This window comes from Luteolibacter sp. (assembly GCF_058122085.1).
The window spans coordinates 1-25,403 of sequence record NZ_JBIKBQ010000032.1 but is presented as its reverse complement, the minus strand read 5'-3'; the positions used below and the strand labels follow the sequence as shown (position 1 = coordinate 25,403).

General features: G+C 62.0%; 23 protein-coding genes. 11 read left to right on the top strand and 12 right to left on the bottom strand.

Going from position 1 to position 25,403, the window contains the following annotated elements:
• Positions 1 to 6: 6 nt before the first annotated feature.
• From AC4DF4_RS06645 to AC4DF4_RS06630, 4 genes are all read right to left on the bottom strand, one after another.
• Positions 7 to 2,412, bottom strand: coding sequence for a glycosyl hydrolase family 95 catalytic domain-containing protein (locus tag AC4DF4_RS06645; RefSeq protein ID WP_490047330.1), 2,406 nt, complete (start codon positions 2,410 to 2,412; stop codon positions 7 to 9).
• A gap of 115 nt (positions 2,413 to 2,527) precedes the next feature.
• Positions 2,528 to 3,817 (bottom strand): DUF8488 domain-containing protein, encoded by a 1,290-nt coding sequence (locus AC4DF4_RS06640; RefSeq protein ID WP_490047329.1) that lies wholly within the window; start codon positions 3,815 to 3,817, stop codon positions 2,528 to 2,530.
• 27 nt (positions 3,818 to 3,844) lie between these two features.
• A complete protein-coding gene (locus tag AC4DF4_RS06635) occupies positions 3,845 to 4,384 on the bottom strand; it encodes a hypothetical protein (protein ID WP_490047328.1) in 540 nt (179 codons plus the stop codon).
• Positions 4,381 to 4,809, bottom strand: a complete 429-nt coding sequence (locus tag AC4DF4_RS06630) for a hypothetical protein (RefSeq protein ID WP_490047327.1) — start codon at positions 4,807 to 4,809, stop codon at positions 4,381 to 4,383. Before AC4DF4_RS06630 ends, AC4DF4_RS06635 begins: the two co-directional genes overlap by 4 nt.
• Before the next feature lie 209 nt (positions 4,810 to 5,018).
• Here AC4DF4_RS06630 and AC4DF4_RS06625 point away from each other — a divergent pair, with 209 nt between their 5' ends.
• The 9 genes from AC4DF4_RS06625 (at position 5,019) to AC4DF4_RS06585 (ending at position 15,980) form a co-directional block, all read left to right on the top strand.
• A complete protein-coding gene (locus AC4DF4_RS06625; RefSeq protein WP_490047326.1) occupies positions 5,019 to 6,209 on the top strand; it encodes a XylR family transcriptional regulator in 1,191 nt (396 codons plus the stop codon).
• Between the two features lie 106 nt (positions 6,210 to 6,315).
• Positions 6,316 to 8,007, top strand: a complete 1,692-nt coding sequence (locus AC4DF4_RS06620; RefSeq protein ID WP_490047325.1) for a sodium:solute symporter family transporter — start codon at positions 6,316 to 6,318, stop codon at positions 8,005 to 8,007.
• 13 nt (positions 8,008 to 8,020) lie between these two features.
• Positions 8,021 to 9,082 (top strand): NAD(P)-dependent alcohol dehydrogenase, encoded by a 1,062-nt coding sequence (locus tag AC4DF4_RS06615; RefSeq protein WP_490047324.1) that lies wholly within the window; start codon positions 8,021 to 8,023, stop codon positions 9,080 to 9,082.
• Between the two features lie 8 nt (positions 9,083 to 9,090).
• On the top strand, positions 9,091 to 10,056 hold the full coding sequence (locus AC4DF4_RS06610) for an aldo/keto reductase (RefSeq protein ID WP_490047323.1): 966 nt from the start codon (positions 9,091 to 9,093) through the stop codon (positions 10,054 to 10,056).
• 20 nt (positions 10,057 to 10,076) lie between these two features.
• Positions 10,077 to 10,805: a metallopeptidase gene (locus tag AC4DF4_RS06605; RefSeq protein WP_490047322.1), complete on the top strand. Its 729-nt coding sequence runs from the start codon at positions 10,077 to 10,079 to the stop codon at positions 10,803 to 10,805.
• Between the two features lie 8 nt (positions 10,806 to 10,813).
• Positions 10,814 to 11,653 (top strand): amidohydrolase family protein, encoded by an 840-nt coding sequence (locus AC4DF4_RS06600; protein WP_490047321.1) that lies wholly within the window; start codon positions 10,814 to 10,816, stop codon positions 11,651 to 11,653.
• 12 nt (positions 11,654 to 11,665) lie between these two features.
• Entirely contained in the window at positions 11,666 to 13,390 is a 1,725-nt protein-coding gene (locus AC4DF4_RS06595; RefSeq protein WP_490047320.1) for an MFS transporter, read from the top strand.
• Positions 13,391 to 13,436: 46 nt separating this feature from the next.
• Positions 13,437 to 14,342 carry a dihydrodipicolinate synthase family protein gene (locus AC4DF4_RS06590; RefSeq protein ID WP_490047319.1) on the top strand — a complete coding sequence of 302 codons (906 nt, stop codon included), beginning with the start codon at positions 13,437 to 13,439 and terminating at the stop codon, positions 14,340 to 14,342.
• 78 nt (positions 14,343 to 14,420) lie between these two features.
• Positions 14,421 to 15,980: an aldehyde dehydrogenase (NADP(+)) gene (locus AC4DF4_RS06585; RefSeq protein ID WP_490047318.1), complete on the top strand. Its 1,560-nt coding sequence runs from the start codon at positions 14,421 to 14,423 to the stop codon at positions 15,978 to 15,980.
• Between the two features lie 266 nt (positions 15,981 to 16,246).
• On the opposite strand, the gene AC4DF4_RS06580 is transcribed toward AC4DF4_RS06585, so the two are convergent.
• From AC4DF4_RS06580 to AC4DF4_RS06550, 7 genes are all read right to left on the bottom strand, one after another.
• A complete protein-coding gene (locus AC4DF4_RS06580) occupies positions 16,247 to 16,789 on the bottom strand; it encodes a hypothetical protein (protein WP_490047317.1) in 543 nt (180 codons plus the stop codon).
• Positions 16,790 to 17,433: 644 nt separating this feature from the next.
• On the bottom strand, positions 17,434 to 17,892 hold the full coding sequence (locus tag AC4DF4_RS06575) for an RES family NAD+ phosphorylase (RefSeq protein WP_490047316.1): 459 nt from the start codon (positions 17,890 to 17,892) through the stop codon (positions 17,434 to 17,436).
• Positions 17,892 to 18,341: an Xre family toxin-antitoxin system antitoxin gene (locus AC4DF4_RS06570; protein ID WP_490047315.1), complete on the bottom strand. Its 450-nt coding sequence runs from the start codon at positions 18,339 to 18,341 to the stop codon at positions 17,892 to 17,894. Before AC4DF4_RS06570 ends, AC4DF4_RS06575 begins: the two co-directional genes overlap by 1 nt.
• A gap of 188 nt (positions 18,342 to 18,529) precedes the next feature.
• Positions 18,530 to 19,675, bottom strand: coding sequence for a glutathionylspermidine synthase family protein (locus AC4DF4_RS06565; RefSeq protein ID WP_490047314.1), 1,146 nt, complete (start codon positions 19,673 to 19,675; stop codon positions 18,530 to 18,532).
• 10 nt (positions 19,676 to 19,685) lie between these two features.
• Positions 19,686 to 20,435 (bottom strand): hypothetical protein, encoded by a 750-nt coding sequence (locus AC4DF4_RS06560; RefSeq protein ID WP_490047313.1) that lies wholly within the window; start codon positions 20,433 to 20,435, stop codon positions 19,686 to 19,688.
• A gap of 89 nt (positions 20,436 to 20,524) precedes the next feature.
• Positions 20,525 to 22,105 carry an L-serine ammonia-lyase, iron-sulfur-dependent, subunit alpha gene (locus AC4DF4_RS06555; protein WP_490047312.1) on the bottom strand — a complete coding sequence of 527 codons (1,581 nt, stop codon included), beginning with the start codon at positions 22,103 to 22,105 and terminating at the stop codon, positions 20,525 to 20,527.
• A 31-nt stretch (positions 22,106 to 22,136) separates the two neighbouring features.
• On the bottom strand, positions 22,137 to 23,492 hold the full coding sequence (locus tag AC4DF4_RS06550) for a Gfo/Idh/MocA family protein (RefSeq protein WP_490047311.1): 1,356 nt from the start codon (positions 23,490 to 23,492) through the stop codon (positions 22,137 to 22,139).
• 97 nt (positions 23,493 to 23,589) lie between these two features.
• On the opposite strand from AC4DF4_RS06550, the gene AC4DF4_RS06545 reads away from it, so the two are divergent.
• Positions 23,590 to 23,730: a hypothetical protein gene (locus AC4DF4_RS06545; RefSeq protein WP_490047310.1), complete on the top strand. Its 141-nt coding sequence runs from the start codon at positions 23,590 to 23,592 to the stop codon at positions 23,728 to 23,730.
• Positions 23,731 to 23,826: 96 nt separating this feature from the next.
• On the opposite strand, the gene AC4DF4_RS06540 is transcribed toward AC4DF4_RS06545, so the two are convergent.
• Positions 23,827 to 24,135 carry a hypothetical protein gene (locus AC4DF4_RS06540; RefSeq protein WP_490047309.1) on the bottom strand — a complete coding sequence of 103 codons (309 nt, stop codon included), beginning with the start codon at positions 24,133 to 24,135 and terminating at the stop codon, positions 23,827 to 23,829.
• 629 nt (positions 24,136 to 24,764) lie between these two features.
• On the opposite strand from AC4DF4_RS06540, the gene AC4DF4_RS06535 reads away from it, so the two are divergent.
• Positions 24,765 to 25,328 (top strand): prenyltransferase/squalene oxidase repeat-containing protein, encoded by a 564-nt coding sequence (locus AC4DF4_RS06535; protein WP_490047308.1) that lies wholly within the window; start codon positions 24,765 to 24,767, stop codon positions 25,326 to 25,328.
• Positions 25,329 to 25,403: the final 75 nt, after the last annotated feature.

Below are 25,403 nucleotides of genomic sequence, written 5' to 3'. Positions count from 1 at the left end.
CCGGATTCACAGCGTGATCTTCAGCGAAACCTTGCGGCCTGCCGGGAGAACGAACTTGCGTTCCTTCGCATTGGCACCATCCGAGATCTTCGCGCCGTCGGCCTTGATTTCGCGGATCTCGCCGGGAAGGACGAGGGTGATTTCCTGGCCTTTGGCGGAGGTCATTTCCACTTCAATCTTGCCTTCATCCCAATGCAGGCGATTCAGCTCGATCGCACCGCGGCAGAGGACGCCTTCGATGGTGCCGGTCGGCCAGGCTTTCGGCAGCGCGGGGAGCAGTCGGACTTTTCCGGGGAAGGAATCGGCGAGCGCCTTGATGATGACCGATGGCTGGCCGCCGCTGATGTCCATGTTGAACAACGCGCGGCGATTGTGCATGGAGGCGAGATTGTTGAGCCAGAAGCCGTTGACGAGGTGCTTGAGGCAGTGATGGACGAGCTCGCCGTGGCCGAGGCTGGCGGAAACCTGGCCGAGCTGGACGATGCCGAAGGACATGAAGCCGCGCTTGTTGTCTTTCCAATAGCGTTCGAGCTTGTCCTCCACGCTCTTCCTGAACGCGCTGCGAAGCTGCGGGCTGTTGGCGATTTCATCGGGCAGGCCATCATAAAGCGGATAGAGCTGCGATGAGTGGCGATGGGCGTCGTTGTTGCCGAGCTTGGGCGTGAGCCATTCCTTGATGATGCCGTTCTCCTCGACCGAGTAATCCGGCATTTTGGTCAGCATTCTTTCCCAAACGGGGATTTTATCGGCATTGCGGCCGAGTTTGCGCGAGGCGACGATGACACCACCTAACAACTCCTTGGCGGCGGCGACGTCCATGGTAGCGTTGAAGGTGGCTTGGGATTCGGACCCGGCGGGCCAGTTTTCCGGCGACTGCGCGGGCGAGAGGATGTATTTGCCATCAGGTCCTTCATAAACGAAGTCCTCGAAGAACACTGCGACCTTTTCCATAAACGGCAGCGCACGCTCCGCGAGGAATTTCTCGTCACCGGTATAGAGATAGTAGTCGTAGAAAAAGTGGGCGGCCCACGCGGCTCCGGCCACCCACATGCCGCCGGCGAAGCTTTCCGCGAACGCGTTGTTATAGCCATGGGTGGTGGTGCGCGATGGCAGCACGATGCCGCGGCAGCCGTAAAAATTCCTGGCATTGAGCTCCATGTCCGGCACCAGCGACTCGATGTAGCCGATGTAGGGAAGCATCAGTTCGGGCATGTTGCCCATCAGGTCGGCGGCGATGGCGGAGGGCACGTTGCCGTTGTGCGTGTAATCGCTGGCCCAGCCGGGGACATAGGTGCCGCCCCACACGCCCTGGAGGTTCGGCGGCAACTCGCCGGTGGAACAGATGATGTTGTAACGTCCGGCGTCGAATTGTTTTTCCAACCACGCGCGGTTGATGTTGTCGAAGGTGTTTTCCTCCATCAACTGCTCGGTGGGTTTCTGGTGGTCGGCACCGCCGCCGAGATCGAGCTTCATGCGGTTGAACAACGCGCCGTGCAGGGCGGCGTGGTTCTTGAGCAGCGTGTCGTAGTCGATGGAAACGGCGGCGAGTTTTGACTCGAGTGCGGCTTGCTCGGATTTCCCGGCGTCCATGAGCAGGCGGATGTCCACGAAGAGCAGGACGCTGTCGGCACCCTTGATGGTGAGCGTGCCGTCGGCCGAGGCCTCGGTGCCGCCGCCGGCAGCCACCACGCGGGCGCGGCCCTCAAGCGCCTTGATGCTGCGCGGATAGGATTTGAGAAAACGCGCGCTGAAAGTGAGAGAACCGCCGTCAGCCCCGCTTTTGATATCGCCGAAATGCTCCTCGAACATCGCCTCGGATTTCTTGGCGATGTCACTGTCGTCATTGAACTCGTCGCTAGGCTCGCGCGCTTCGAGCCTCAACTTGCAGCTGATGGATCCGGGTTTCGGACCGGTTAGCTTGATCACCGCCACGCCGTCCCTGCGGGAGACGAACATCCGGCGCTCGAAGGCGCCGCGGTCGTCCGCCCAGTGGACGACGGCCTCGCCGGTTTGGAAATTCACCGAACGCGCATAGTCGCGCACCTCGCCCTGCGGCTCGCTGTCGATGGTGAGATCGAAAGCGGGGACGTAGAAATCCGGATACATGAAACTCTTCTGGCCGGAGAGCTTGAACTGCAGGGCCTCGGCCTCCTTGTATTTCCCGTCGGCGATCAGCTTGCGGATTTCCGGCAGGTGGGCGGACTGGTCCGGTGGCACGTGCGGTTCGCCCATGGGCATGAACAGTCGCTCGTGATTGAAGATGATGCGCTCGTCGAGCGGGCGGCTCAGCGCGTTGATGGCAAGGGTGCCGTTCGCGGTGATGAGCCCTTCCTCCCAGTTTTTAGCGGGCTTGATGCTGACGAAACCCCGCGCGGGGACGGGTAGATCGAGTGGTGCGGAGTGGGCGTTCATGAGGGTCAAACCAAGAATTGCGAGAGCGGGCCGGGCGAAAATCAGAGAATGCATGACAGGATGGCGGGTTGCATAAGCACGACGGGACGTTACGGAGCGGATCGACGATTGCCAGCTACCAAATCACGTAAATTCGGTTCTTTTCACGAATCGGACTCATGGGTGGAATTTGCAACGGTTCCGGGAATCGCCATGTGAAAACCCGCTCACTCGGGCAGAAGCCTTTCCAACAAACCTGTCTCCAGCTCGATGCGTGGCGCGAAATCCGGCGATTCCATGTAACGAAGCAGACTGTGAAGAAGCTGGCGGGCACGCTGTGCGGCAGTTTGTCGTGTTTCGGAAACAGCAGGACCTTGCCGCCGCTCGCGAGGTGCTCCCGCTTTTTCGTCGCGGCGAAGCTGTCGGTGACCATCACGCCCGCCGGCACCGCGGTATCAGCCTTCGGCGGATAGACCCAGACCGGGTAGCGGTTGCGGTGGCTGGTTCCTTGGACGGCGAGCGTGAGGGTGAGTTTTTGCGGCGCGACGATTCCGGTGGAATTGAGCGGCAAGCGGTATTCGCCGACGTCCGTGACGCCGCCCTGCCGGAGGGTGGTTGGTGGAAACGAGAACCGGGCCACCTCACCGCCATCACCGTTAGAAAGCGTCGCGCTGACCACCGCGTCATTCATCCCGGCCGCGCCGTAGTGGGCGACCCGCACCCGGCCGCTGAACGTTTCATCGCTAGTCCACGTGTATTTTCCCATCCGGATCAACGGCACCGTCTCGCTGCAAAACTCGCGCCAGTCCTTGGGGTCGATGACGCCCTTGGATTCCATGAAGACGTTGAGCATGCCGACGAGCGCGGTGCCCTGGCCCGGGAAATCCATGATGTCGAGAAACTGGAATCCGCCGAATTCCGGCGTCCTGAGCGCGGCCTCGATGTCCTCGCGGTAACAGATGGCGGCCAGCGCGCCGGAGGCCCGGACGAAGTCCTGCGCCTGGTCAAGCATGCCGGCCTTTTCCAACCGCTCGCGGAAGATCTCGTAATTGCGCGCCCGCAGCACGCCGGTGAATTTCGGGATGTCGCGGAAGTCCGGATAGACCTGGAACTGGCCGGTTTCGTGGCCGATCACCGGCACCGGCACGCCTTCGATCGACTTGCTGAAATCAAACAGCGTCGAGGGCGGCATCGACTCGATATGGGCGTTCGGGAAATCGAACAGCGAGAACGATCCGCGCACCGGCTTGGTGTCATTCCCGACCTTGCCGGTGATCCAGAAATCGTCGCCCTCCGCGAGGCTCGGATCCCGGTGATTGTTGTTAGCTCCTTGGGCGTGGAGACGCCGCGGATCGGTTTTTTTGAAATGGGCGACCATTTCGAACATGCCCTCGTTGCGGCCCAGCTCGTTGCCCAGCGTGAACATGACAAACGACGGATGGTTGCCGAAATGTTAGAAAATCAACTCCCCTTCCCGCTTCGCGTAGTCGTAGAGGGAGACCTTCTTTTCCGTGCTCTCAACGTCGATCTTGTCGATGTTGTGAAAGGCCGCCTCACCCGCCGTGACTTCCAGCTTCAAATCCAGCCGCAGCAGCGCGGGCTGAAACCCGTCCCACAGCGGAACCTCTTGTCCCGGCTCGTAGGTGAATTCGACGACGGTCTCCCGGCCGGCCGCCTCCACCTCTAACGATTGATTTCTGAAAGCGGCCGGCTTGGCGATGTTGTAGCTCTCGCAGCCCACGGACATCGTGCCCTTGGCAGGCTTGCCCGTCGTGTTCCCCACCACTACCCGCACGCGGGCGCGGCGGTTCGCGGCGTCCGGATAGATCTGGACGTCGTCGATCCACACCGGGTCGGTGGCGCGCAGTTCCATCCGGCCAACGATGCCGTTCCAGTTGGTTTGCGTGCGCTCGTCCACCGCGTGGGCCGGGCCGACCGGCGGCAGCTTCGCGTTGTCGATCAGCAGCGTGACGGTGTGTTTGCCGGGCTTCATCGCCTTACCTGCGGCGCGCTCAGCGTGTCCTCGCGGCCGCAAAACGTTTCACCCACCCACACCCGGCTGTTCTTGGTGCGCTCGAAAAACAAGGTCACCCGCTTGCCCGCCCAGGCATCCGGAACCGTCACCTCGCGTTGATACCACGCCGGCCCGATCCAGGACCAAACCCGCACCAAGCGGTCCGTCGGCCGCTCGTCCAACAGAATTCCATTCTTGTTTTCATCGGTGGTGCCGGGCAGTTGGATGCTGTCCTCCAAACTCCGGCTGAACCATTTTTCCGCGAGTCCCGCGCCTTTGGCATCAAGCTGGAATTTCCAGGCTCCGCCAAGCGGGAGCGTGGTCGGGCTCGCCGCGGCGACGGGCGTTTGGACGGCCAGCAGGGCCGCCGCAAGTGGAAACAGGCGAGACAGAGTTCGGGTCATGCGCGGGAGATTTTTCGGAGTTGGTCGCACGACCTACGTGACAATCCAAGACCAGCATTCAAAATTTGAATTTTTCCGCCGCAACAGACCATGGAATGAGTCTTGCGCCGTCCACAGGGGGGCTGCATCGTGACCACGCCAAATTCTCCGCCGATGCCCGACCACATTCTGCCAGCCTTTGGCCCGCAACCCTGAAGACCGAACCGGCCGTGTCCAAGAAACAGAAATCCGTGCTTTTGGCGCTGACCGACACCCACCACGGGTTCTACATCGGGGCCGCGCGATACGCGCGCGAACACGGCTGGCACTTGGTGACCGACATGATCTACACGGCCAGCCTGCCCCACGGCTGGCAGGGCGACGGAATCCTCTCGTTCATCGGGAACCGCAACGACCTGGCCGAGTTCATCCTGGCCAACCCGGCCCCCGCGGTGGAAATCTCGCTGGTCCGCGCCGACATCGACCTACCGCGGGTGGAGGCCGACAATCACCTGATCGGCCGCTTGGCCGCCGGGCATTTTGTCGAGCGCGGATTCCGCCACTTCCTGTGGGTGCCGTTCCAGAACGACGTGCCGAACCGCGAACGGCGGGACGGCTTCCACCAAGGCTTGAGCGAGGCCGGCGCGTCGATGTGGGAACTGCCGACCCGCCATTGGGAGATCGGCCCTAACGGCTCCCAGGACTGGGCGGCACGGCGCCGGATCGTCTCGGAGGAACTCGCCCGACTGCCGAAACCGCTCGCCGTGTTTTGCTACAACGATTGCGTGGCCGCCGACATCATCGCCGCCTGCGACCAGGCCGGCATCGTGGTGCCCGACCAGGTCGCCGTGCTCGGCGTGGACAACGACGCGATGCTCTGCGAGTCAATCAACACGCCGCTCTCCAGCGTGCGCCACGATCTGGAGGGGTTGGCCTACGAAGCGGCCGCCTTGCTCGACCACCTGATGGACGGCGGCCAGCCGCCGGCCGAACTCAAGCGGGTGCCGCCCAAGGGCATCGCCGCCCGCCGCAGCACCGACATCCTGGCCGTGGGGGACCTCAAGGTCGCCCGCGCGCTGCGCTTCATCTGGGACCAGTTCGCGACGAGCGCCCTGTCGGTGGATGACGTCGCCGCCGCGGTCGGCGTCAACCGCCGGGTGCTCGAAAAGGCGTTCCGCCGCGAACTCGGCCGCGGGGTCAACCAGGAGTTGGCCAGCACCCGGCTCAGGGCGGTGGCCCAACGACTCACGAGCAGCGAGGACAGCGTCACCGACATCGCGGTGAAAACCGGCTACACCCGGCCGAACCACTTGTTCCGGACCTTCCGGGCGCATTTCGGCATGAGCCCTCGTCAATACCGCGAGCAAGCCCGCCTCGCCGCCACCGAGGAGCATGCGGGAGGTGTTCGCAATTTGGACTGATTCACCGCAATTTGGTTGCATGCCAAGCAAGCCGGACTAAGACAAATTTCGCGGTCTGGCTTCCGCCCGCAGCACGCGGGTCGGGCCAAAACCCATAATCCACTCCATGAACATCTCCACACTCGATCTGGTCATCATCGCCATCTATCTGGTCGGCATCACCGCCATCGGCATCTTCACAGGATATCGGAAAAAAACCACCAGCGAGGAGTATTTCCTCGCCGGCAAATCGCTCGGCTGGTTCTCCATCGGCTCCGCCATGTTCGCCTCGAACATCTCGACGATCCACCTCGTCGGTCTGGCCGCGGCCGGCTCCAGCATCGGCCTCGTGATGGGCAATTTCGAGTGGATGGCGTCGTTCTGCCTGATCGCCCTCGCGCTGTTCTTCGCGCCCTTCTATTTCCGCAGCGGGATCACGACCCTGCCGGAGTTCCTCGAGCGGCGCTACAGCCCGACCGCCCGCACCTTTCTGGCGGCGATCGCGATTTTCGGCGCCTTGCTAATCCACATCGGGATCAGCCTCTTCGCCGGAGCCAAGCTGTTTGAAGCGTTCCTCGGCATCCCGGTGATCTGGTCGATCCTGATCATTTCGGTCGTCACCGTGATCTACACCGTGCTCGGCGGCCTCAAGGCGGTGGTCGTCACCGAGACGATCCAGACCTTCCTGCTGCTGGGCGGCGCGGTGCTCATCACCGTGCTTGGAATCCTCTATCTTCCCGAGGTCAAGGTCCACAGCTATGCGGATTTCAAGGCGCAACTCGAGCCAAACCAGATGAGCATGATCCACTCGATCTTCGACGCCAAGGGCCACCTCAATCCCTACTCATGGCTCGCCATCCTGCTCGGCTATCCGGTCTTGGGCATCTGGTATTGGTGCTCGGACCAGACCATCGTGCAACGCGTCCTCGGATCCCGCAGCGAGCGCGACGGCCAGAACGGCGCGCTATTCGCCGGATTCCTGAAAATCCTCCCGCTTTTCCTCATGGTCCTGCCGGGCGTGATCGCTTCGGTCCTGATCAAGAATGGCGCGATGTCGCTGGCCACGCTTCCCGACGGCACCCCGGACTATAACACCACCTTGCCGAACATGATCAACCTCCTGGTTCCCGTGGGTTTCAAGGGCTTCCTAACGGCCGGCTTGCTCGCCGCCCTCATGAGCACCATCGCCTCCGCGCTCAACAGCTGCGCGACGTTGATCTCGGTCGACATCGTCAAACGGATCAACCCGAACCTCGGCGACGCCCAGGAGGTCAAGATCGGCCGGATCAGCGCCGGCGTCATCATGGTGCTTGCGATCCTGTGGTCCACGCAGGGCGGCCAATTCGGGACGATCTTCGAGGCGATCAACAAGATCCCGATGATCTTCGCCCCCGCGGTCACCACCGTGCTCGTCCTGGGAGTCTTCTGGAAACGCGGCAACAACAAGGCCGCGTTGGCGACCTTCGCGATCGGCTGCGGCTTGGGCCTGGTCTACTTCATCATGGACATGAAAAGCGTCGGCGCGATCTTCCTCGAAAAGCCCGCCGTCAGCTTCGCCGGACTCGTGACCGACCCGGTGCAGGGCCTCGGAATTCCATTCATGCTCGCCGGGCCGATCCTCTGCGCGCTTTGCATCGTGACCTACGTCGTGGTGAGCCTGACCAGCGCGCCGCCCTCGCCGGGACAACTCGAAAACGCCTGCTGGGGCAGCCCGCTGAAGGCCGTCACGGAAACCCGCATCACCGGCTTGACCGACCCGCGGGTGGTGGCGCTCCTGCTGTTCGCGCTGTTGTGCGTGCTCTATCTTTTCCTTCACTAACTTCCATTAGAAAATGACAGGCGACAACTTCACCATGACCGCCTTCGTGCTCCACGGCGCGCAGGACATCCGCAAGGAACAAGTCCCCCGCCCTGCTCCCGGCCCGGGCGAAGTGCTGGTCGCCGTGCGCGCAGCCGGCATTTGCGGCAGCGACCTCCACTACTTCGCCCACGGCAAATGCGGCAACTTCATCCCCACCCGGCCGTTCATCCTCGGCCACGAGTTCGCCGGTGAAATCGTCGCCCACGGCGAGGGCGTCACCAGCCCGGCCATCGGCACGCGCGTCGCCGTCGATCCGTCGCGCGCCTGCGGCCGCTGCAAACAATGCCGCCAGGGCCGCTACAACCTTTGCCCCAAGATGGTCTATTTCGGCTCCGCCAGCGTGACGCCGCCGAGCAACGGCTGTTATGCGGAATACGTCACCGCGCCCGCGCAGAACTGCTGGCCGCTGCCGGATGGCTTTGAATACGCATGGGGAGCGCTGTTAGAGCCGATGAGCGTCGCCATGCACGCGGTGCAACGCAGCGGCGGCGTGGGCGGAAAATCCGTGCTCATCACCGGTGGCGGCACCATCGGCCAGATGATTCTACTCGTCGCCGTGGCCTTCGGCGCCAGCAAGGTGATCGTTTCCGACATCAAGCCCTTTGCCCGGAACTTCGCCGAGGAACATGGCGCGACCGGCACGCTCGATCCCACCAGCCCAACCATGGCCGAAGATGCCGCCAAACTCTCCCCCGGCGGATTCGAGGTGGTTTTCGAAGCGGCGGGCGTCGGCGCGGCACTCGACCAGGCGATCCGCCTGAGCGCACCCGGCGCCACCGTCGTGCAGGTCGGCACGCTGCCCGACGGCACGGCCATTCCCGCCAACGCCCTGCTCACCCGCGAGCTGCAATACGTCGGCTCGTGGCGCTTTGCCAACGTCTTCGAGCGCGTCATCGAGATGGTCGTTTCCGGCCGCATCGACCCGCGCCCGCTGATTACCAAAATCCACCCGTTCGAAAATCTAGCCGAAGCGATCGTCGAAGCCGGCTCCGGAGAGAACGTCCTGAAAATGCAGATCTCCAACCCAGCCTGATCCCCGCCATGGACTATACAACACTCGGCAAAACCGGACTCAACGTCTCCCGCCTCAGCTTCGGAGCCTCCGCGCTCGGCGGCGTGTTCCGCGACATCGACGAAGCCGACGGCATCCGCGCCGTGCACGCCGCGCTCGACGCCGGGATCAACTACTTCGACGTCGCCCCCGCTTATGGCGGCACCGTGGCGGAAACCGTGTTGGGCAAGGCGCTCAAAGGCATTTCACGCGACCGCTATTTTCTCTCCACCAAGGCCGGCAAGTACACCACGCCCGGCAGCTACGGTGAGGACTTGCTGGATTACTCGTCATCCCGCATTCGTGCCGGACTTGAGGAAAGCAAACAGCGCCTCGGTGTCGATTACATCGACATCGTCCACCTCCACGACTTCGAATACCAAGGCGGCGCGCAAACCGAGAGCGCCTTTGCCGAAGGCTTTCCCACACTCGTCGCCCTCAAGCAGGAGGGCCACATCGGCGCGGTGAGCGCAGGCATCTATCCGCTCCACCTGTGGCAGCGCGTCATCGCCGAGGCTCCGGTCGATGCGATCCTCACCCACAACCATTACTGCCTCAACGACACCCGCGGGCTCGAACTCGTCGAGCCTTGCCGCGCGAAAAACATCGGCATGATCAATGCCTCGCCTTTCGCCAGCGGATTGCTCACCGGCGGCAAGGTCGCCGACTGGCATCCCGCCAACGCCGTCGAGCGCGCCCTCTTCGCCGAAGCCGCCGCGTTTTGCGAACGCCAGGGCAGTTCCATCGCCAAGCTGGCTTTCCAGTTTTCCTGCCAGCAAAGCCCGTTCCACACCACCATGTTTAGCACCGCCCGCACCGGCTCGTTGCAGCGCAATCTCACCTGGTATGACGAACCTTACGACGCTTCGCTGCTCGCCGAAGTGCGAAAAATCCTCGCCCCCGTCATGAACCAACAATGGGACTATGACGCCGGAGTTGAGAAATTGGACCAATAACCCGCGTATCCCTCGCCGCCATGATCAAACAACTCGCCCTGCCCTGCCTTCTGCTCGCCGGGCTCTTCGCGGCCGGCGCGGAAACCGAAAAATCAAGACCCGCAAAGGTCGGCTGGGTGGAAACCGTGAAACTCGACCTCCAAGGCTGGACGGTCCTCGCCGATGCCCGGCTCGTGAACGGCGAATACAAGGAACTCGGCACACGCTCGCTCAGCATGCTCGCAAACCATCTGGAACGCCTCACCGTCCTCATGCCGGAAAAACAACTCGCCGAACTGCGCAAGATGGAAATCTTCATCGAGCACTCGCATCCGGAGCTGGGCAACATGCAGTATCATCCCGACCTCGATTGGATCACCGAACATGGCTATGACCCCCGGCTGGTGAAAAAAGTCCACATCCCCCGTGCCGCCGAACTCCTTTCCCGCCAGCAGATGCTCAAGCATCCCGCCGTCATCCTCCACGAACTCGCTCACGCCTATCACGACCAGGTGCTCGGCTTCGAAGATCCGGCGATCATCAAAGTCTATGATGACGCGATGAAAAAAAGCATCTACGCGAAATCGTTGCTCTACACCGGCGAGACCGTGAAGCACTACGCCACCACCAACCACAAGGAATACTTCGCCGAGGCCACCGAAGCCTATCTCTACCACAACGACTTCTATCCCTTCGTCCGCGCCGAACTCAGCCAGCACGACCCGGCCTGCTACGCCGAGATGGAACGGGTGTGGGGCAAGGTGGACTGATTTAAAGCATGAAAATCGACAGCCACCACCACCTTTGGGAGATCAACGACACCGACTACGTCTGGATGAGCGAGGCGCACGCGGTCATCCGCCGCGACTTCCTTTCCGCCGACCTGAACGCCGCGCTCGACGAATCCGGCATCGATGGCAGCGTCGCCGTCCAGGCGCGCCAGATGATCGGGGAAACGGATTTCATGTTAGGCATTGCCGATGCCAACCCGCGCATCAAGGCGGTGGTCGGCTGGGTGCCCCTGTGCGAGAACGGCGGCGAGCCATTCCTCGAACGCTACGCCGCCCACCCGAAACTCGCCGGTGTCCGCCACGTGGTGCACGACGAGCCGGACGATGATTTCATCCTACGCCCCGATTTCAACGAAGGCATCCGCAACCTCGCGAAATACGAACTCGTCTATGACATCCTGATTTTCTGGAAGCACCTGCCGCAGACGATCCAGTTCGTGGATCGCCATCCCAACCAGCCGTTCGTCGTCGATCACATCGCCAAGCCGCGCATCGCGGCGGGAAATTTCGACACCCAGTGGGCCAGCGGCATCCGCGAGCTGGCCAAGCGGGAAAACGTCTCCTGCAAGGTCTCCGGAATGCTCACCGAAGTCCGCGGAGAGACATGGGACCTTGAACTGCTGCGCCCCTACTTCGAGACGGTGTATGAAGCCTTCGGCCCGCAACGCGTGATGTTCGGCTCCGACTGGCCGGTCTGCCTGCTCCGCTCCAGCCACGCCGAATGGACGCGCGTTTGCGCCGATCTGACGAAAAATCTGAGTTCCGCCGAACAAGCCGCTTTCTGGGGCGGCAACGCGGCGCGTATCTATCAAATCCAAAACTCCTGATTTTCCCGCCCCATGAAACCAGAATCCGATTCATCCTCCGGCACGTCTCCCATGCCGTTCATGACCCAGCTCAAGTCCTTCGACGGCACCTACTGGTGGTGCAACTGGATGGAACTGATCGAGCGCTTCGCCTACTACGGCGTGCGGGTGATGCTGCCCGTGTTCATGGTGGATTCTCTCGGCAAGGGCGGCCCGGAACTCACCCAAATCCAGAAGGGGAACATCTTCGCCTTCGCCCTCGTGATCCAGTCGTTCGTGCCCATCCTCTCCGGCGGTTTCGCGGACCGCTACGGCTACAAGCTCAACATCGCGGCGTCCACGGTCCTCAAGATCATCGGTTATCTCATCATGGGCTACACGCTTCCGCTTGCGGAGATGTTAGCCGGCATGCCGCTGGCCGAGGCCCGCGCGCTGAAAGCGGATCACGCATATGAGATTTTCACCCTCGGTCTCTTGTTCCTCGCCTTGGGCACGGCCATTTTCAAACCGGGCGTGCAGGGGCTCATCGCCAACCGGGTGACCAAGGACACCTACTCGCTGGGCTGGGGGCTCTTCTATCAAATGGTCAACGTCGGCGGCTTCGTCGGCCCGCTGCTGGCGGGATACCTGCGCGTTCTCGATTACGAGTACGTCTTCCTCGCCTGCTCCGCAGCCATCGCGCTGAACTTCATTCCGCTCTTCTTTTTCGAGGAACCCGCTCACAAACACGCCGAAGGCGTCGTGCTACCCGGGCCTGGCCGGATGCTGTTGGATTCCGTGCGCGGCCTGCTCGACCCGCGGCTGTTTTTCTATACGATCGCCTTTTGCGGGTTCTGGCTGATGAACCAGCAGTTCTTCGACATCCTGCCGAACTTCATCGACGATTGGGTGGACTCGCGTGACGCCGCGAATTTCCTCAAGAGCATTTTTGGCAATGGCGTGCCCACCGTTCACGATGGCAACCTCACCCAGGAGTGGATGCTCAATTTCAACTCCCTTCTCATCAGCATCTTCGCCTTCGTCGCGGGCTACTTCACCGGCAAGTTCCGACCGCTCTCCGGCATCATTACGGGCATCATCTTCACCATCATCGCGATCTTCTGCCTGACCGGATCAATGAGCGGCTGGTGGATCCTCTTCTGCATCGGGATCTATTCCGTCGGTGAGATGACCGCCGCGCCTAGCAACCTTGGCTATCTTTCCCGCATCGCACCGGAAGGCAAAAAAGGCCAGTACATGGGCTACTCGAACTTCACCGTCGGCATCGGCGCGTCGATCGGCTCCATCATCGCCGGCCACTACTACGAGAACAACTGCGACAAGGTGGTCCTCGCCCGCCGCTACCTGGTGGACCAACTGCACGTGGACAAGGCGCAAGTGGCTGCGATTCCGAAAGGCGACCTGCTGGCATTCTTCCATGAAAAAATGGGCATGGACGCATTCCAGGCCAAGCAGGTGCTCTGGGACACCTACGAACCCTACTCGCTCTGGTATCTTTTCGGCGCGATCGGCCTCGGTTCGTTGTGCGCGTTGTTCCTCTACAACCACGTCATTTCCGCTTCGGAAAAGGATCCCAACCATTCCTTCAACACGCGGGGAGGCTTTTGGGTGAAGGCGTTTCTTATTCCCTTGTCCGTGATCCTGGTGGTCGCCACCATTTGGCATTTCTCGGTCGGCCTTCTTCTCAACACCTTGTTCTTCTGCATGATGTTGGTTTTCGCGCTCACGCAGCAAAAGCCGGCTTCCTCCAACAATTGATGCCACATTCGTTTTCAACCATATCCTAACCAACACAACCACCACCATGAGTATCCAATGGAAGGGCGTCATGCCCGCCACACTGACCCAGTTCAACGCCGACCTCAGCATCGACCACGCCCTGATGGCCGAGCACGGCCAATGGCTCATCGAGCACGGCTGCAGCGCCATCGTCGTCCACGGCTCGCTGGGCGAGGGCGCCACGCTCTCTTTCGCCGAGAAAGTCGCGTTGCAGAAAACCTACGTCGCCGCCGTGCCCGGGACCCCGATCATTCCCGGCATCGCCGCGCTTTCCACCAAGGAATGCGTCGATCTCGCCAAGGCCGCCAAGGACAACGGCTGCCGCGGCCTGATGGTGCTGCCGCCCTACCTCTACTCGTCCGACTGGCGCGAAATGAAGGCCCACATGACCGCCGTCATCTCCGCCACCGATCTGCCCTGCGTGATTTATAACAACCCCGTCGCCTACAAAACCGACTTCACTCCCGCGCAGTTGAAGGAACTCGCCGACGAGCTTCCCAACGCCGCCGCCGTGAAGGAATCCTCCACCGACGCCCGTCGCATCGCCGGCATCCGCGAGCTCATGGGCAAGCGCCTCGCCCTTGGCATCGGCGTGGACGACTGCGCCCTCGAAGCCTTCGCCATGGGCGCGGAATTCTGGATCACCGGCGTCGGCGACGCCTTCCCGGCCTATAACGTGAAACTCTTCGAACTCGGCACCACCGGCCGCATCGAGGAGGCGATGCCGATCTATCACTGGATGCTGCCGATGCTGCGCATGGACACCGTCGTTAAGTTCGTGCAGCTCATCAAGCTCCAGCAGAACCTCGCCACCGGCGGCAAACTCGGCAACAACCGCGTCCGCCCGCCGCGCCTTCAACTCGTCGGCGCCGAGCTCGCCGAAGCCACCGCCATCATCGAAAAAGCCCTCGCCACCGCGCCGGCACTCTGACCGTGGTTGGAGCATCCCTGCTCCAGACCGTGCAGGGGGCGTCTCGCCCCCTGCTCTCTTCTTCTCTTCAACACTCCCATGATCACTCCACTCCTCGGCACCTCCTTCATCGGCTACTCCCGCTCCACCGGTACCGAAACCTGCGGCACCGGCATCCAACCCGGAACAGGAAATTCGTTAGAACCCGCCTACCGCTCCGCCACGCCGGAGGAAGTGGAGCGCGCCATGGCCCTCGCCGCCGCAGCCTTCCCGGTTTACTCCAGCCTGTCAGGAAAAGCCCGCGCCGGATTCCTCCGCGCCATCGCCACGGAAATCGAAGGAGTGGTGGAAGATCTCGTCGAACGCGGCCAGCTGGAAACCGCGCTGCCCGAAGCCCGCCTCCGCGGCGAAACCGGCCGCACCACCGGCCAGCTCCGCATGTTCGCCAGCCAGATCGGGGAAGGCTCGTGGGTCGATGCCCGCATCGAACGCGCCGATCCCGACCGCAAGCCGATCCCGAAAGTGGACCTGCGCTCGATGCTGCGACCGTTAGGCCCGGTGGCCGTGTTCTGCGCCAGCAATTTCCCGCTCGCCTTCTCGGTGGCTGGCGGCGACACCGCTTCCGCCCTTGCCGCCGGTTGTCCGGTGGTAGTCGTCGCCCACGCGTCGCATCCCGGCGTCGCCGAAATCGTGGCAAACGCCGTGATTCGCGCCGCCCAGGCGACCGGCATGCCCGAGGGCGTCTTCTCGGTGCTTTACGGCGGCGGTCGCAAGGTCGGCCAGGCGGTCGTCAAACACCCGGTCACCCAGGCCGTCGGCTTCACCGGTTCGCGATCCGGCGGCACCGCGCTGATGGCTACAGCCAACAGTCGTCCGCAGCCGATCCCGGTTTACGCGGAAATGAGCTCGGTCAACCCGGTCGTCATCCTGCCCGGCGCGCTCGCGCGGGGCGAGGAAGCCCTGGCGGAAGCCTTCTTCGGCTCACTCACCCTCGGCGTCGGCCAATTCTGCACCAATCCGGGCCTGGTCTTCCTGCCCGACGACAAGGGCGATGCGTTTCTCGCAAAACTCAAGTCGCTCGTCGAAGCCGGCACGCCGGGCATGATGCTCAACGCGTCGATCTGCCAGTCCTTTGCCGATTCCACCGCCGCCTTCGCCAATGCAAGCGGCGTGACCACCCTCGCCCGCTCCGCCAACGAAGCCGGCCCCGGCCAGGGCGCGCCTGCGGTGTTCGTCGTCTCCATCGGCGACTTCCTGAAAAACGAATCCCTGCAAGGCGAAATGTTCGGCCCCGCCACCCTCATCGTGCGCGGATCGATTGGCGAAATCGAAGCCGCCATCCCCAAGCTCGAAGGCCAGCTCACCGCCAGCATCTTCGCCAGCGAAGCGGAACTCGCCACTCACGCGAGTCTGGTCCACGCCCTCCAGCAGCGCGCCGGCCGCCTCATCTCCAACGGCTTCCCCACCGGCGTCGAGGTCTGCAACAGCATGGTCCACGGCGGCCCGTTCCCGGCGACCTCCGACGGACGCAGCACCTCCGTCGGCACCATGGCCATCTTCCGCTTCTGCCGAGCCGTCGCCTGGCAAAGCTTCCCGGATGCCGCCCTGCCCGCCGAACTCCAGGACGCCAACCCCCTCGGCATCCGGCGGATGGAGTGAAGGGAGTCAATGCTCACGGATTCACATTATTGTTAAATAGAGAGAGCGGACCCCATTCACGGTCGGACGGCCAGGCTGGGGATCAGGGATCATGGTCTGGAAGCGCAGATACATCAGTAGTTTCTAGCGAGCGAGCGTCAAAGAGCACGCAAGCCTATCAGCGGGAGCGAACGTCGATCACGGGGTTGAGGTTAAAACTACGGAAGATCATGCAAACAGGGCGGCTGATAAGGGTTGCTGTGTCTCGATTTGTTCTGCTATTTCTTTTAGGGTGTTACATAGAATGACGAACCGTGAATCTCTCTAAAAGAATCTGCCGAATCATAAGGATCTGAAATTGGATCGAATCTCCCGTCGCTACGCTTCTTCAAAAAAGCTAGCCAGATTGGTTTCTCTCTATAGACGGTTATTCCCCCTACAGGCTTATCATCTTTAATTACTCTTTTTTCATACTGTAGTGGACCTGTCACGAAGGTGATGAAGCTGGCGCCATTTGCACGCCCCCCTACATCCTTCGAATAAGAGAAATGGAGGACCGTAATCTCTTTTTTAGTAGCATCGCCACCCTTTAGGTATGCATGGACCCGAAGCTTGGTATTGGTGGCAATGAAATCCTTTTGTGCGAATCCGTAAAGAAATCCGGCATAGGGATCTTTGGCAGATTCATTCACGATAGGTTCAATAATTGCGACCAGGTCCGATTTTGCAACTAGCTGGTCATACGATACGATCGCCTTCCCACGTGCATATGCTGGCATCGTCAGTAGCAATAGAGCAAATGTGCTTATGAGGGCTGGGATTGTATTCATCTTTTTTATTGCAGAATTTTGTTATTCGATCCGTCGGAGGGTGGGCGATATCAGCCGGATTTGGCGAGAGGAATCTCGGTTGGGTTTCCCGAACAGCAGTCCAGCCAACGGATTGCGGCGATGATAGCCGATGCTTGATTTCCATGATGGCTGAACCGCAAATCGCGATTCGCGGACAGATTGGGTTAGCTGTTCGTTTTCCAAACCATCGGTTACCATCACCGATGCTTGATCACTCATGTTGCGGAAATGACGCGGCCCACCGCCGATGCGGCGAGGTGGGTTTCGCAGGCTTCCTTTTGACCCGGAGATTTCTCCGGCGGGGTCCGGAATTCCATGGATGGAGTCCGGAATCCCATGTTTGGAGTTCAGAGCCTCATGTTTGGAGTCTGGAGCCTCAAGTTTGGAGTCCAGAGCCTCAAGCTTGGAGTCCGAAACCTCATGTTTGGAGTCCGGAACCCCAAGTTTGGGGTCCGGAACCTCAAACTTGGGGTTGAAGACCTCAAAAGTGCGTCACCATGACGCGGTTATGGGTTGTTTTCCGCATTCCAGCTCTCGAAAAGTTCCTCGGTAGAGTCAATAAATGGGTCAGTATCAAGGTTCACATCCACTGCGTTTTGCATTCCAAGATTTTCCGCTCGGCTTCACGGAATCAGCCGGTGGTCGAAGGAAAAAGCCTCCGGTTTGCCGAGGGTGATGGATTTGAAATCCGGGTGGGAGGTGTTGAGCAGGTAGTTTGTCTCGCCGGGGATGATGACGCTGGGGAGTTCGAGGATGGCGGAGCGGGCTGATTTTGCCCAGGCATCGCCGAGGCGTTTGATGGAGGGTGGCGGTGGTTCTTCCCGCCAATCGCCGGGAAGGCTGGCGAGTTGAATTTTTTCGATCAGGCGCTCGTCGAATTCGATGGGGATGAGGAGGTAGTTGAAGGGCATGGCCGGGTTGAGGTGGACCAGCGTTTCGAGCGCGGCGAGTGAGGCGGTGGCGCTGGTGTAAACGACGTGGGTTCCCGGCGAGTTCCAACGGCCGCCGGTGAGGGCCGCGCCTTCGCCGGTGAAGGCGGTGGCGGCGAATTTCTCCCGGACGATGCGATAGGCCCGCCTCATCACGAAAAGACTCCGTAGGCGATGCGGCCGAGGAGATCCTCGACCTCGCGGGCTCCTACTTCGGTGCCGGCATATTCCAAGGGCACCGCTCCTCCCAGACCATACTGGGACGCGGTCAGCCAGGAACGGGCGTTTTCTTCGGTTTCGAGAACTTCGATGGCTTTTCCCATCAGCCGGGCGAAACGCAGGACACGGTCGGACTCGGCGGGATCGAGCCGCCCGGTCGCCTTGCGGCGGTGAAGGGTGGCTTTCGAGATGCCGAGCATGGGAGCGAGTCGGTCCATGGGCAGGCCGAGACTGGCGCGGAGAATCTCCAGTTCCTCGATGACAAAGCCCGTCTTCAGCGCCTCGATGAGCATGGAAGCGGTGGGCGGTGAGGCTAAGGACTTTCCGGATGGGCCGTGGATGCAGGATTGCACCACCTTGCCGCTCGGTTTGACGGATGCCACCCGCTTGACTGGAGCTTTGAACCTGGGTTCTGGTGATGTGGATTTCATATGAGACGATTGGTAGTCTCATTTTAAATATCGGTCAAGGCGACATTCTCCAGTTATTGGCCGGCCCGTCGGCGGTTGAAGTCGAGATGGGTGAGGCGGAGGATGGAGTCGGCGAGGCAGGTGGAAACCGCTGCCTCGGCTCAGCTCTCGATCCGGTGCGGGAAAAAGCGGCTGAGGTTGCCGGTGATCGGCGAGCGGTCGCCGCGCGCGGAGAGGCCGCGACACTCGTCGCCGATCATCCACAGGCCCCAGACGAAATGCTGCTGTCTGGCGGAAAACAGATTCGAGGCCTTCTGATAGACAATGGGTTCGCCGTGGTGGCCGGCGGCTCCGGTGGCGAGCGGATTCCCCCGGTCCATCAGGGAAACGCCCGCGCCTTCGCGGCCGAAGAACGGCTTTTCCACCCAGTGCGAGACGCCTTGGGAACAAAGCGCTTCCCGCGACAGATAGGCCGGCAGCAGCAGCGGGTGGCCGGGATTGAGCTCCCATAAAATCGGCAGCAGGCCTTTGTTCGACAGCATCATCTTCCACGCGGGCTCGATGAAACGGGACCGCTCCTGGCCGATCTCCGCGAAGAACGGCTCCTCGACCATCCACTCCCACGGATAGAGTTTGAAGAGCTTCTCGACGGGTTGCTCGTCGGGGCCGGTGAAATAGCCGCCTTCGGCAAACCCGATCTCCGACATGTCCATCAGCCCGACGGATTTCCCCGCCTGCTCGGCCGTCTCCGCGAGGTAGGCGATGGTCTGGCGGTCCTCGAGGTTCTCCCACGCGCAGGCGAAATGCACCTTCGCTTCCGGGATCGATTTCCAGCGCGCGACGAGCGCCTCGTGGATCGAATTGAGCTGGTCGCTTTCCGGGAAAACCGCTTCCAGCCACTGCCACTGGATGACCGCCGCTTCCAGCAGCGAGGTCGGCGTGTCGGCGTTGTATTCGAGGAGTTTCGGCTGGCCCGTGCCGTCCCAGGCGAGGTCGAAGCGGCCGTAGAGAGAGAAATCCGACGCCATCCACGAGGTCTGCACCAGCCCTGCAACCGCGTCCGGAATGGCGAGGCGATCCCACCAACCGCGCTTGACGATTTGCTCGCAGACTTCCAAGCAAAGCGCGTGCAACTCGCTGGCGGCGTCCTCCAGCGTTTCCGCCGCTTTCAAGGTGAGCACGAGATGCTCGTCCTCGGTCCAATACGACTCGCCGCCCGCGCCGTGCCAGATCAGGCCGGACTCTTCGACGCGCTCTTTCCAATCGGCGCGCGGGGCGTTTGTCTCAAGACGGATGCTGGATTTCATCGGTTGGAAATCAGCTCCCGAAGGATGAACGGCCGCTGCTGCGTGACGAGGACGAGCCGAAACCGCCGCGCACCGATTGGCCGGCCTTGATCGGGACTCCGGTGGCGCGGCTCTGCTCGACCATCCGCTGATAGCCGGGATTGGCGGCGGCGTAGCGGCTCACCGCGCCGCGCTGGTCTTCCACGCCGCGCTGCCAGTTTCCCACCTGCCCGCCGGCCTGGCGGAATCCATTGCCGGGCGAGAACATGCCGCGGTTGCCGGCTAGCAGCCAATACATCATCAACGCGTTGCCCATGCCGAAGCCGCCGCCGCCGTGGTGATGTTGTCCGCCCGACGGATTGGAAGCGGTTTTCTGCTCCTCCTCCAAGGCCGCCTCGACCCGCTTCAAGGCGTCCGGAGTCGGCCGGCTTGCGGTCACGTATTCCGGAACATTTTCGTCCTGCCAGGCACCGTTGATGAAATAGCGGCCGTCTTTGGAAAACCCGTAGGGATGCTCGTAGAAATTCTGCGCGCCCGCATGGTAGTAGCCGACGCGCGGGATGTGGAAATTGTGCGAGACCTCGCCGTTGACGAGCTTGGACTTTTCCGTGTCCAGCTTCTCGATCTGCGACTGCGTTTCGGCGACATCCGCATCCTCCTCGCTCATGACATGGCTCACCCCGCGGTCGCAACTGCTGAGAGTGCCCGCAAGGATACAGGCGGTGGACCAGCGGAGAATGCCGCCGGGGCGGAGAGTGGTGAGAAAACTGCGTTTTTTCATGGAAGAGGCCGCAGCGTAAGTCGCGCTCCCCGACGCGTCAACTTGATCGCCGTTCCAAAAACCGGCTTTGTTTCAAGTCAGCCGGAACCTCAGCCGCATCCGCACCCGCTGCCACAGGAAGCCGCGCGCTTGGCGGCGAGCTTCTCTTCCAGCGCGATCGCCGTGGGGGTGATGGACAGTCCGCCGAGATTGGTGCAGCGGACTTCCCGCGGCATCTGCTTGGCGACCTGCTTCGCGGTTTCTATCACTTCGTCGAGAGGGATGACTTGGTCGTAACCGGCGAGCGCCATGTTCGCGCAGCAAAGGGCGTTGGCGGCGGCCATCACGTTCTTGCCGAGGCAGGGTGCCTCCACGCGGTTGGCGATCGGGTCGCAGATCAGGCCGATCATGCTTTGCATGGCCATCGAAGCGGCGGCGACCGATTGGGCAAGGGTTCCGCCGGCCAGAGTGACCAGCGCCGCGGCGGCCATGCTGGCGGCGGAGCCACCCTCGGCCTGACAGCCGCCCACCTCCGCGGCGAAGGTCCAGCGGGTGGCGATGAAAACGCCGATCAGTCCGCTGGCGAGCAGGGCCTTCGCCATCGCCTCCTCGTCGAGATTCATGCTTTCCGCCATCGCGATCACCGCGCCCGGCAAGGCCGCGCAGGCACCGGCCGTAGGCGCGGCGACGATCACGCCCATCGAGCTCTTCACCTCCATCAACGAGGTGACGTAAACAATGATCCGGTTGAGCGCGCCGCCGTCCAACAGGCTGCCGCTGCGCATCATTTCATCAAAACGGCCGCACTGGTGGCCGAGCACGCGGTCTTCGTAGTGCGTGCCGGCGATGCCTTCCGCGATGGAGGTCCGCACGATGCGCACGATCTCCACCATCTTCGCGATGACTTCCGCCTCGCTCAGGCCGCCGCGCGCCATTTCGTATTGCACCGCAAGCCGCCACAAGGGGGTGTCCCGCCCGGCGTCATGTTCCAGCATCTCCTCACAGGTTCCGAAGGGCACCTGGGTGTCCGTGCGGGACAGGACCGGCAGCACCGGGCCCAACCGCTTGACGCGTTCAATGCCGTTCAAACCGTCGATGATCCCGTCACTCACGAATTGCGGAGCCTTGACCTCGACCAAATGCCTGCCACCGGCGTCGTGAGCTATTACCTCGGCATCCGGGAGAGAAGCTTCCAATGCCGCGACCACCTCGTCCGCATTTCCCCGAACCCATAACAGCGTCTCGAAACAATCGCCGAACATCGAAACTCCGAAGCCATCGAGCTCGATGACTTCAATCATCCCGCCACCGGTCGAAATGGCATGGACGGTGTGGGTTTCCTTCGCGCTGTGAAGCGTCAGCCGATAGGTGTTAGGATGAGGATCGCCGGCATCCACCGTCTCGATGGCGATGCTCACGCCGGAATCGCGCAAGGCCTGCGGCGAGCCGGGCAGCCGCGGATCGGCCGCGTCCCAGCCCATCAAACCGCCGAAAAGCCCCATGTCCGAGCCCTGGGTGTCGTGTGTGGTGGGCAGTGAGCCGTTGCGGTCGAACTCCACCAGAACCTGCTTGAAACTCCCGTCCATCAGGTCTAGCGCCATTCGGCCGATCCGCAGCGCGGCGGCACAATGGGAACTCGATGGCCCGCGCATGACGGGGCCGATGACATCGTTGAATATGCTGACAAACATGGCTATGGCGGGAGTTTGTTTTGCAACGGAATCAGGCGACGAAATCGTAGTCGTAGGGCTTGCGCATCTCGCGAGCGATATAGGGATTCGCCTCCGCCGCGTGCTCGCCGGTGAAGACTTCCTTCTCCGGATCCCATTCCAAGCTTTTCCCGGTGCGCAGCGAGATCGCTCCCAGATGGCAGACCGAGGCCGAGCGGTGGCCGATTTCCACAGCGCAGATCGGGTCCTTGCGGGTGTTCATGCACTCGAAGAAGTTCCCCTTGTGATCGTTGCTGAAGTAGAGGTGCTCGGCATCATCGGCCAGAGGTTTGGAGAGCAGCTCGCGGTCGCTCGCCTTGAGATCCTCGCGGCTCACCCAGATCCAGCCGTCGCTGCCCTCGAAGCGGATGCCGTTGCGCTGTCCGTCCTTGTTGACGGCGGCTCCGAACGGGCTGTCGTCCGGGGTGGAGCGGACGTTGAACACAATCCCGTTAGAATAGGTGAACTTCACTTCATAATCGCTGATAGTCGTGTAGCCGCCCGGAATCGGCGTGGTCAAGGCCTTGCTTTCGATCCGGGTGGGTGCCGGCAGGCCGATGGCCCAATAGCCGATGTCCATGTGGTGCGCGCCCCAGTCGGTCATGGTGCCGCCTGAATATTCATACCAGTAGCGGAACCAGACGTGACAACGTTCCGGCACGTAATCCACGGCTCCCGCCTGGCCCTGCCAGAAATCCCAGTCCAGCCCGGCCGGGACGGGAGCGCTGGCGAACGGGCCCTGCCGCAGGCCGGCGGGCAGCCAGACGGTGACCTCCTTGAGCTTGCCGATGCGGCCGTTGCGGACCAGTTCGCAGGCCATCCGGAAGCGTTGGCTGCTGCGCTGCTGGGTGCCGGTCTGCAGGACCACCTTGTTGTCGCGCACGGCTTTGACCACGTGGCGGCCCTCGTCGATGGTTAGAGTGAGCGGTTTCTCCGAGTAGATGTCCTTTTTGGCCTTGGCCGCGGCGATGTTGATCAGGCTGTGCCAGTGGTCCGGGGTGCCGTTGATGATGCAGTCGATGTCCTTGCGCTCCAGCAATTTGCGGAAGTCGCTGAAGGTGTCCGGCTTCTTGCCATCCTTGGTGAACCGCGCCACGGCACGGTCGGTGTGGCTTGTATCCACATCACACACCGCCACCACGTCGCCAAAGCGCATCGCGTCCCTGGCATCGCCGCTGCCCTGGCCTCCGCAACCGATCAGCGCGATGGTCGGACGGGCGTTGGGCGACAGGGTTTTGGCGGCAGGCTGCTCGGCACGGGCCAGTTCGCGTTCGACAAACCAGAGCGGCAGGCTCGTGGCGGCGGCGGTGGCGGAACATTTCCGGAGGAACGAGCGGCGGGAGATCTGGAAGATTTTTTCGTTAGCCATGGCGATTGGGAGTGAATGTGCATACGTCGCACGGCCCGGTGATCCATCATTTTTCTCGAAACTTCAAGCCTCCCCTGACCCGCCGCCGAAAAACACCTTGCGCAAGCCCTCGGCTGGCAAGTTGGATGGAAACCGCCAAGGCGCACGCCCCCGCCTCAGGCGCGGCCTCCCATTTCCACCCGCCATGAAACGGATTCCCACCCTCGCGCTCGGCATCGCCCTGCACGCGTCCACCTGAGGGAAACCGCATCCCCGATAGAGGAATTCCCGATTGATGATTCCCCCTCTCGCATCCCACAGGGCAATCCCGGAGCCATGCCCCCATTCAGTCCAATCAGGGTTTCTCCGCCTTGAGCTTCGCAATCAGGAACCGGATCGGATCCGGATAGGGCACGCCGGTGGCACCGGGATACATCAGGTGGCATTCGACAGGAATCGTCTTGAGCTTCTCCTGAAGCTTGAGGCCGAAGTCGAGGTGTGGGTCGGATCCTTCTGGTTCTTCCCGATCTCCGGCACGACCGAGTAATAGAGGAACACCGGCGGCGAGGTATTCCTTCACACCGGTCACCTTGTTCTTATCGTTGTCTTTCCACCCTCCTCCATGAATGAAGAACACCAGCGGCGTGGGTTTCGAGGATTCCAACTACGGTTTCGAAATTCCGGTTATTACATTTCCCGCCCCGAGCCGAAACCGGCAGGGCGAGCCCTCTTCACTTCCCCCGCCGGAGGCTCTTCCTCTCCCCATTCAAAAATCGCCAATCACATTCGCCAATCACATTCGCCAATCACATTCGCCAATCACATTCGCCAATCACATTCGCCAATCACATTCGCCAATCACATTCGCCAATCACATTCGCCAATCCTCCGCCATCGCCTCCGCCCTCATGGTCCTGATGAGCGACCGCGCCCCGATCCAGCCCGTTGGACCCGTCGCCGCCAAACCCGCAACAACCGACAAGTGAAGCGGGCCGATTTCCTCCGTCTCCTGCTGCTCGCGCCACTCGGCGCGCGGCAGGTTTCGGCGGCGTCACCTTCCCCGGACCTCGCGCTCCAATTCCTCCTCCGCCACCAGTCGGACGACGGCCGTGGCGCGCGGAAACCTACGGAGCCTTCCGCGATGGGCGGGCGCTCACTCCGCATGTCCTTCGCAGCCTCGCCCGCTTCGATGACCCCGCGCTCGCGGCCGCGAAAAGGAAAGCCGTCTCCTGGCTCCTCGCCCGCGGCAGCGATGATCTGTTCGATGCATTTCCCGTCCACATCGCTTCCGCCGTGTTGGAATCCGCCGCCCGCATCGCCGCTCTGGCTCCGCTGCAACCGGTGGCGGTGAAACGACTGCTCAGCTTGCAGACTCCAAGCGGCGCTTGGAGCTACTCACCGGTTCCCGTCGCGGCGTCCGCATCCCCCGCTCCCATGCAGCAGACCAACCTCTCCGCCATCGCCATCGACGGACTCCGCGCCGCCGGTGGCCATCTTGACGCCATGGTCCGCGCACTCCCCTTCGTCCGGAGCTGTCAGAATCACGGCACCGGAAATCCAGCCTTCGACGACGGCGGTTTCTTCCAAATGCCGCTCGATCCCACGCGCAACAAGGCAGGCCGCGCAGGCACCGACCAACAGGGCAAGCCCCGCTTCACCTCCTACGCCGCCGCCACCGCCGACGGCCTGCGCTGCCTCCTCTTCGCCGGGGCGCCTCCCTACTCCCCGGACGTCCTCGCCGCCCGCCATTGGCTCGACCGCTTCTCATGGAGCCAGGCCGCCCTGCCGGCGGACCTGGCTTACTACTGCGCACCTGGCATCTCCCTAGTGTCTCGTAAAATTCAAATTGTTGGATAGAGTGATTTGAGTTTGATGCGGGCTTTTTCGTTGGTGAACTGCCAGTTGATCGAATTGGATTCCTCATTCTTCCGG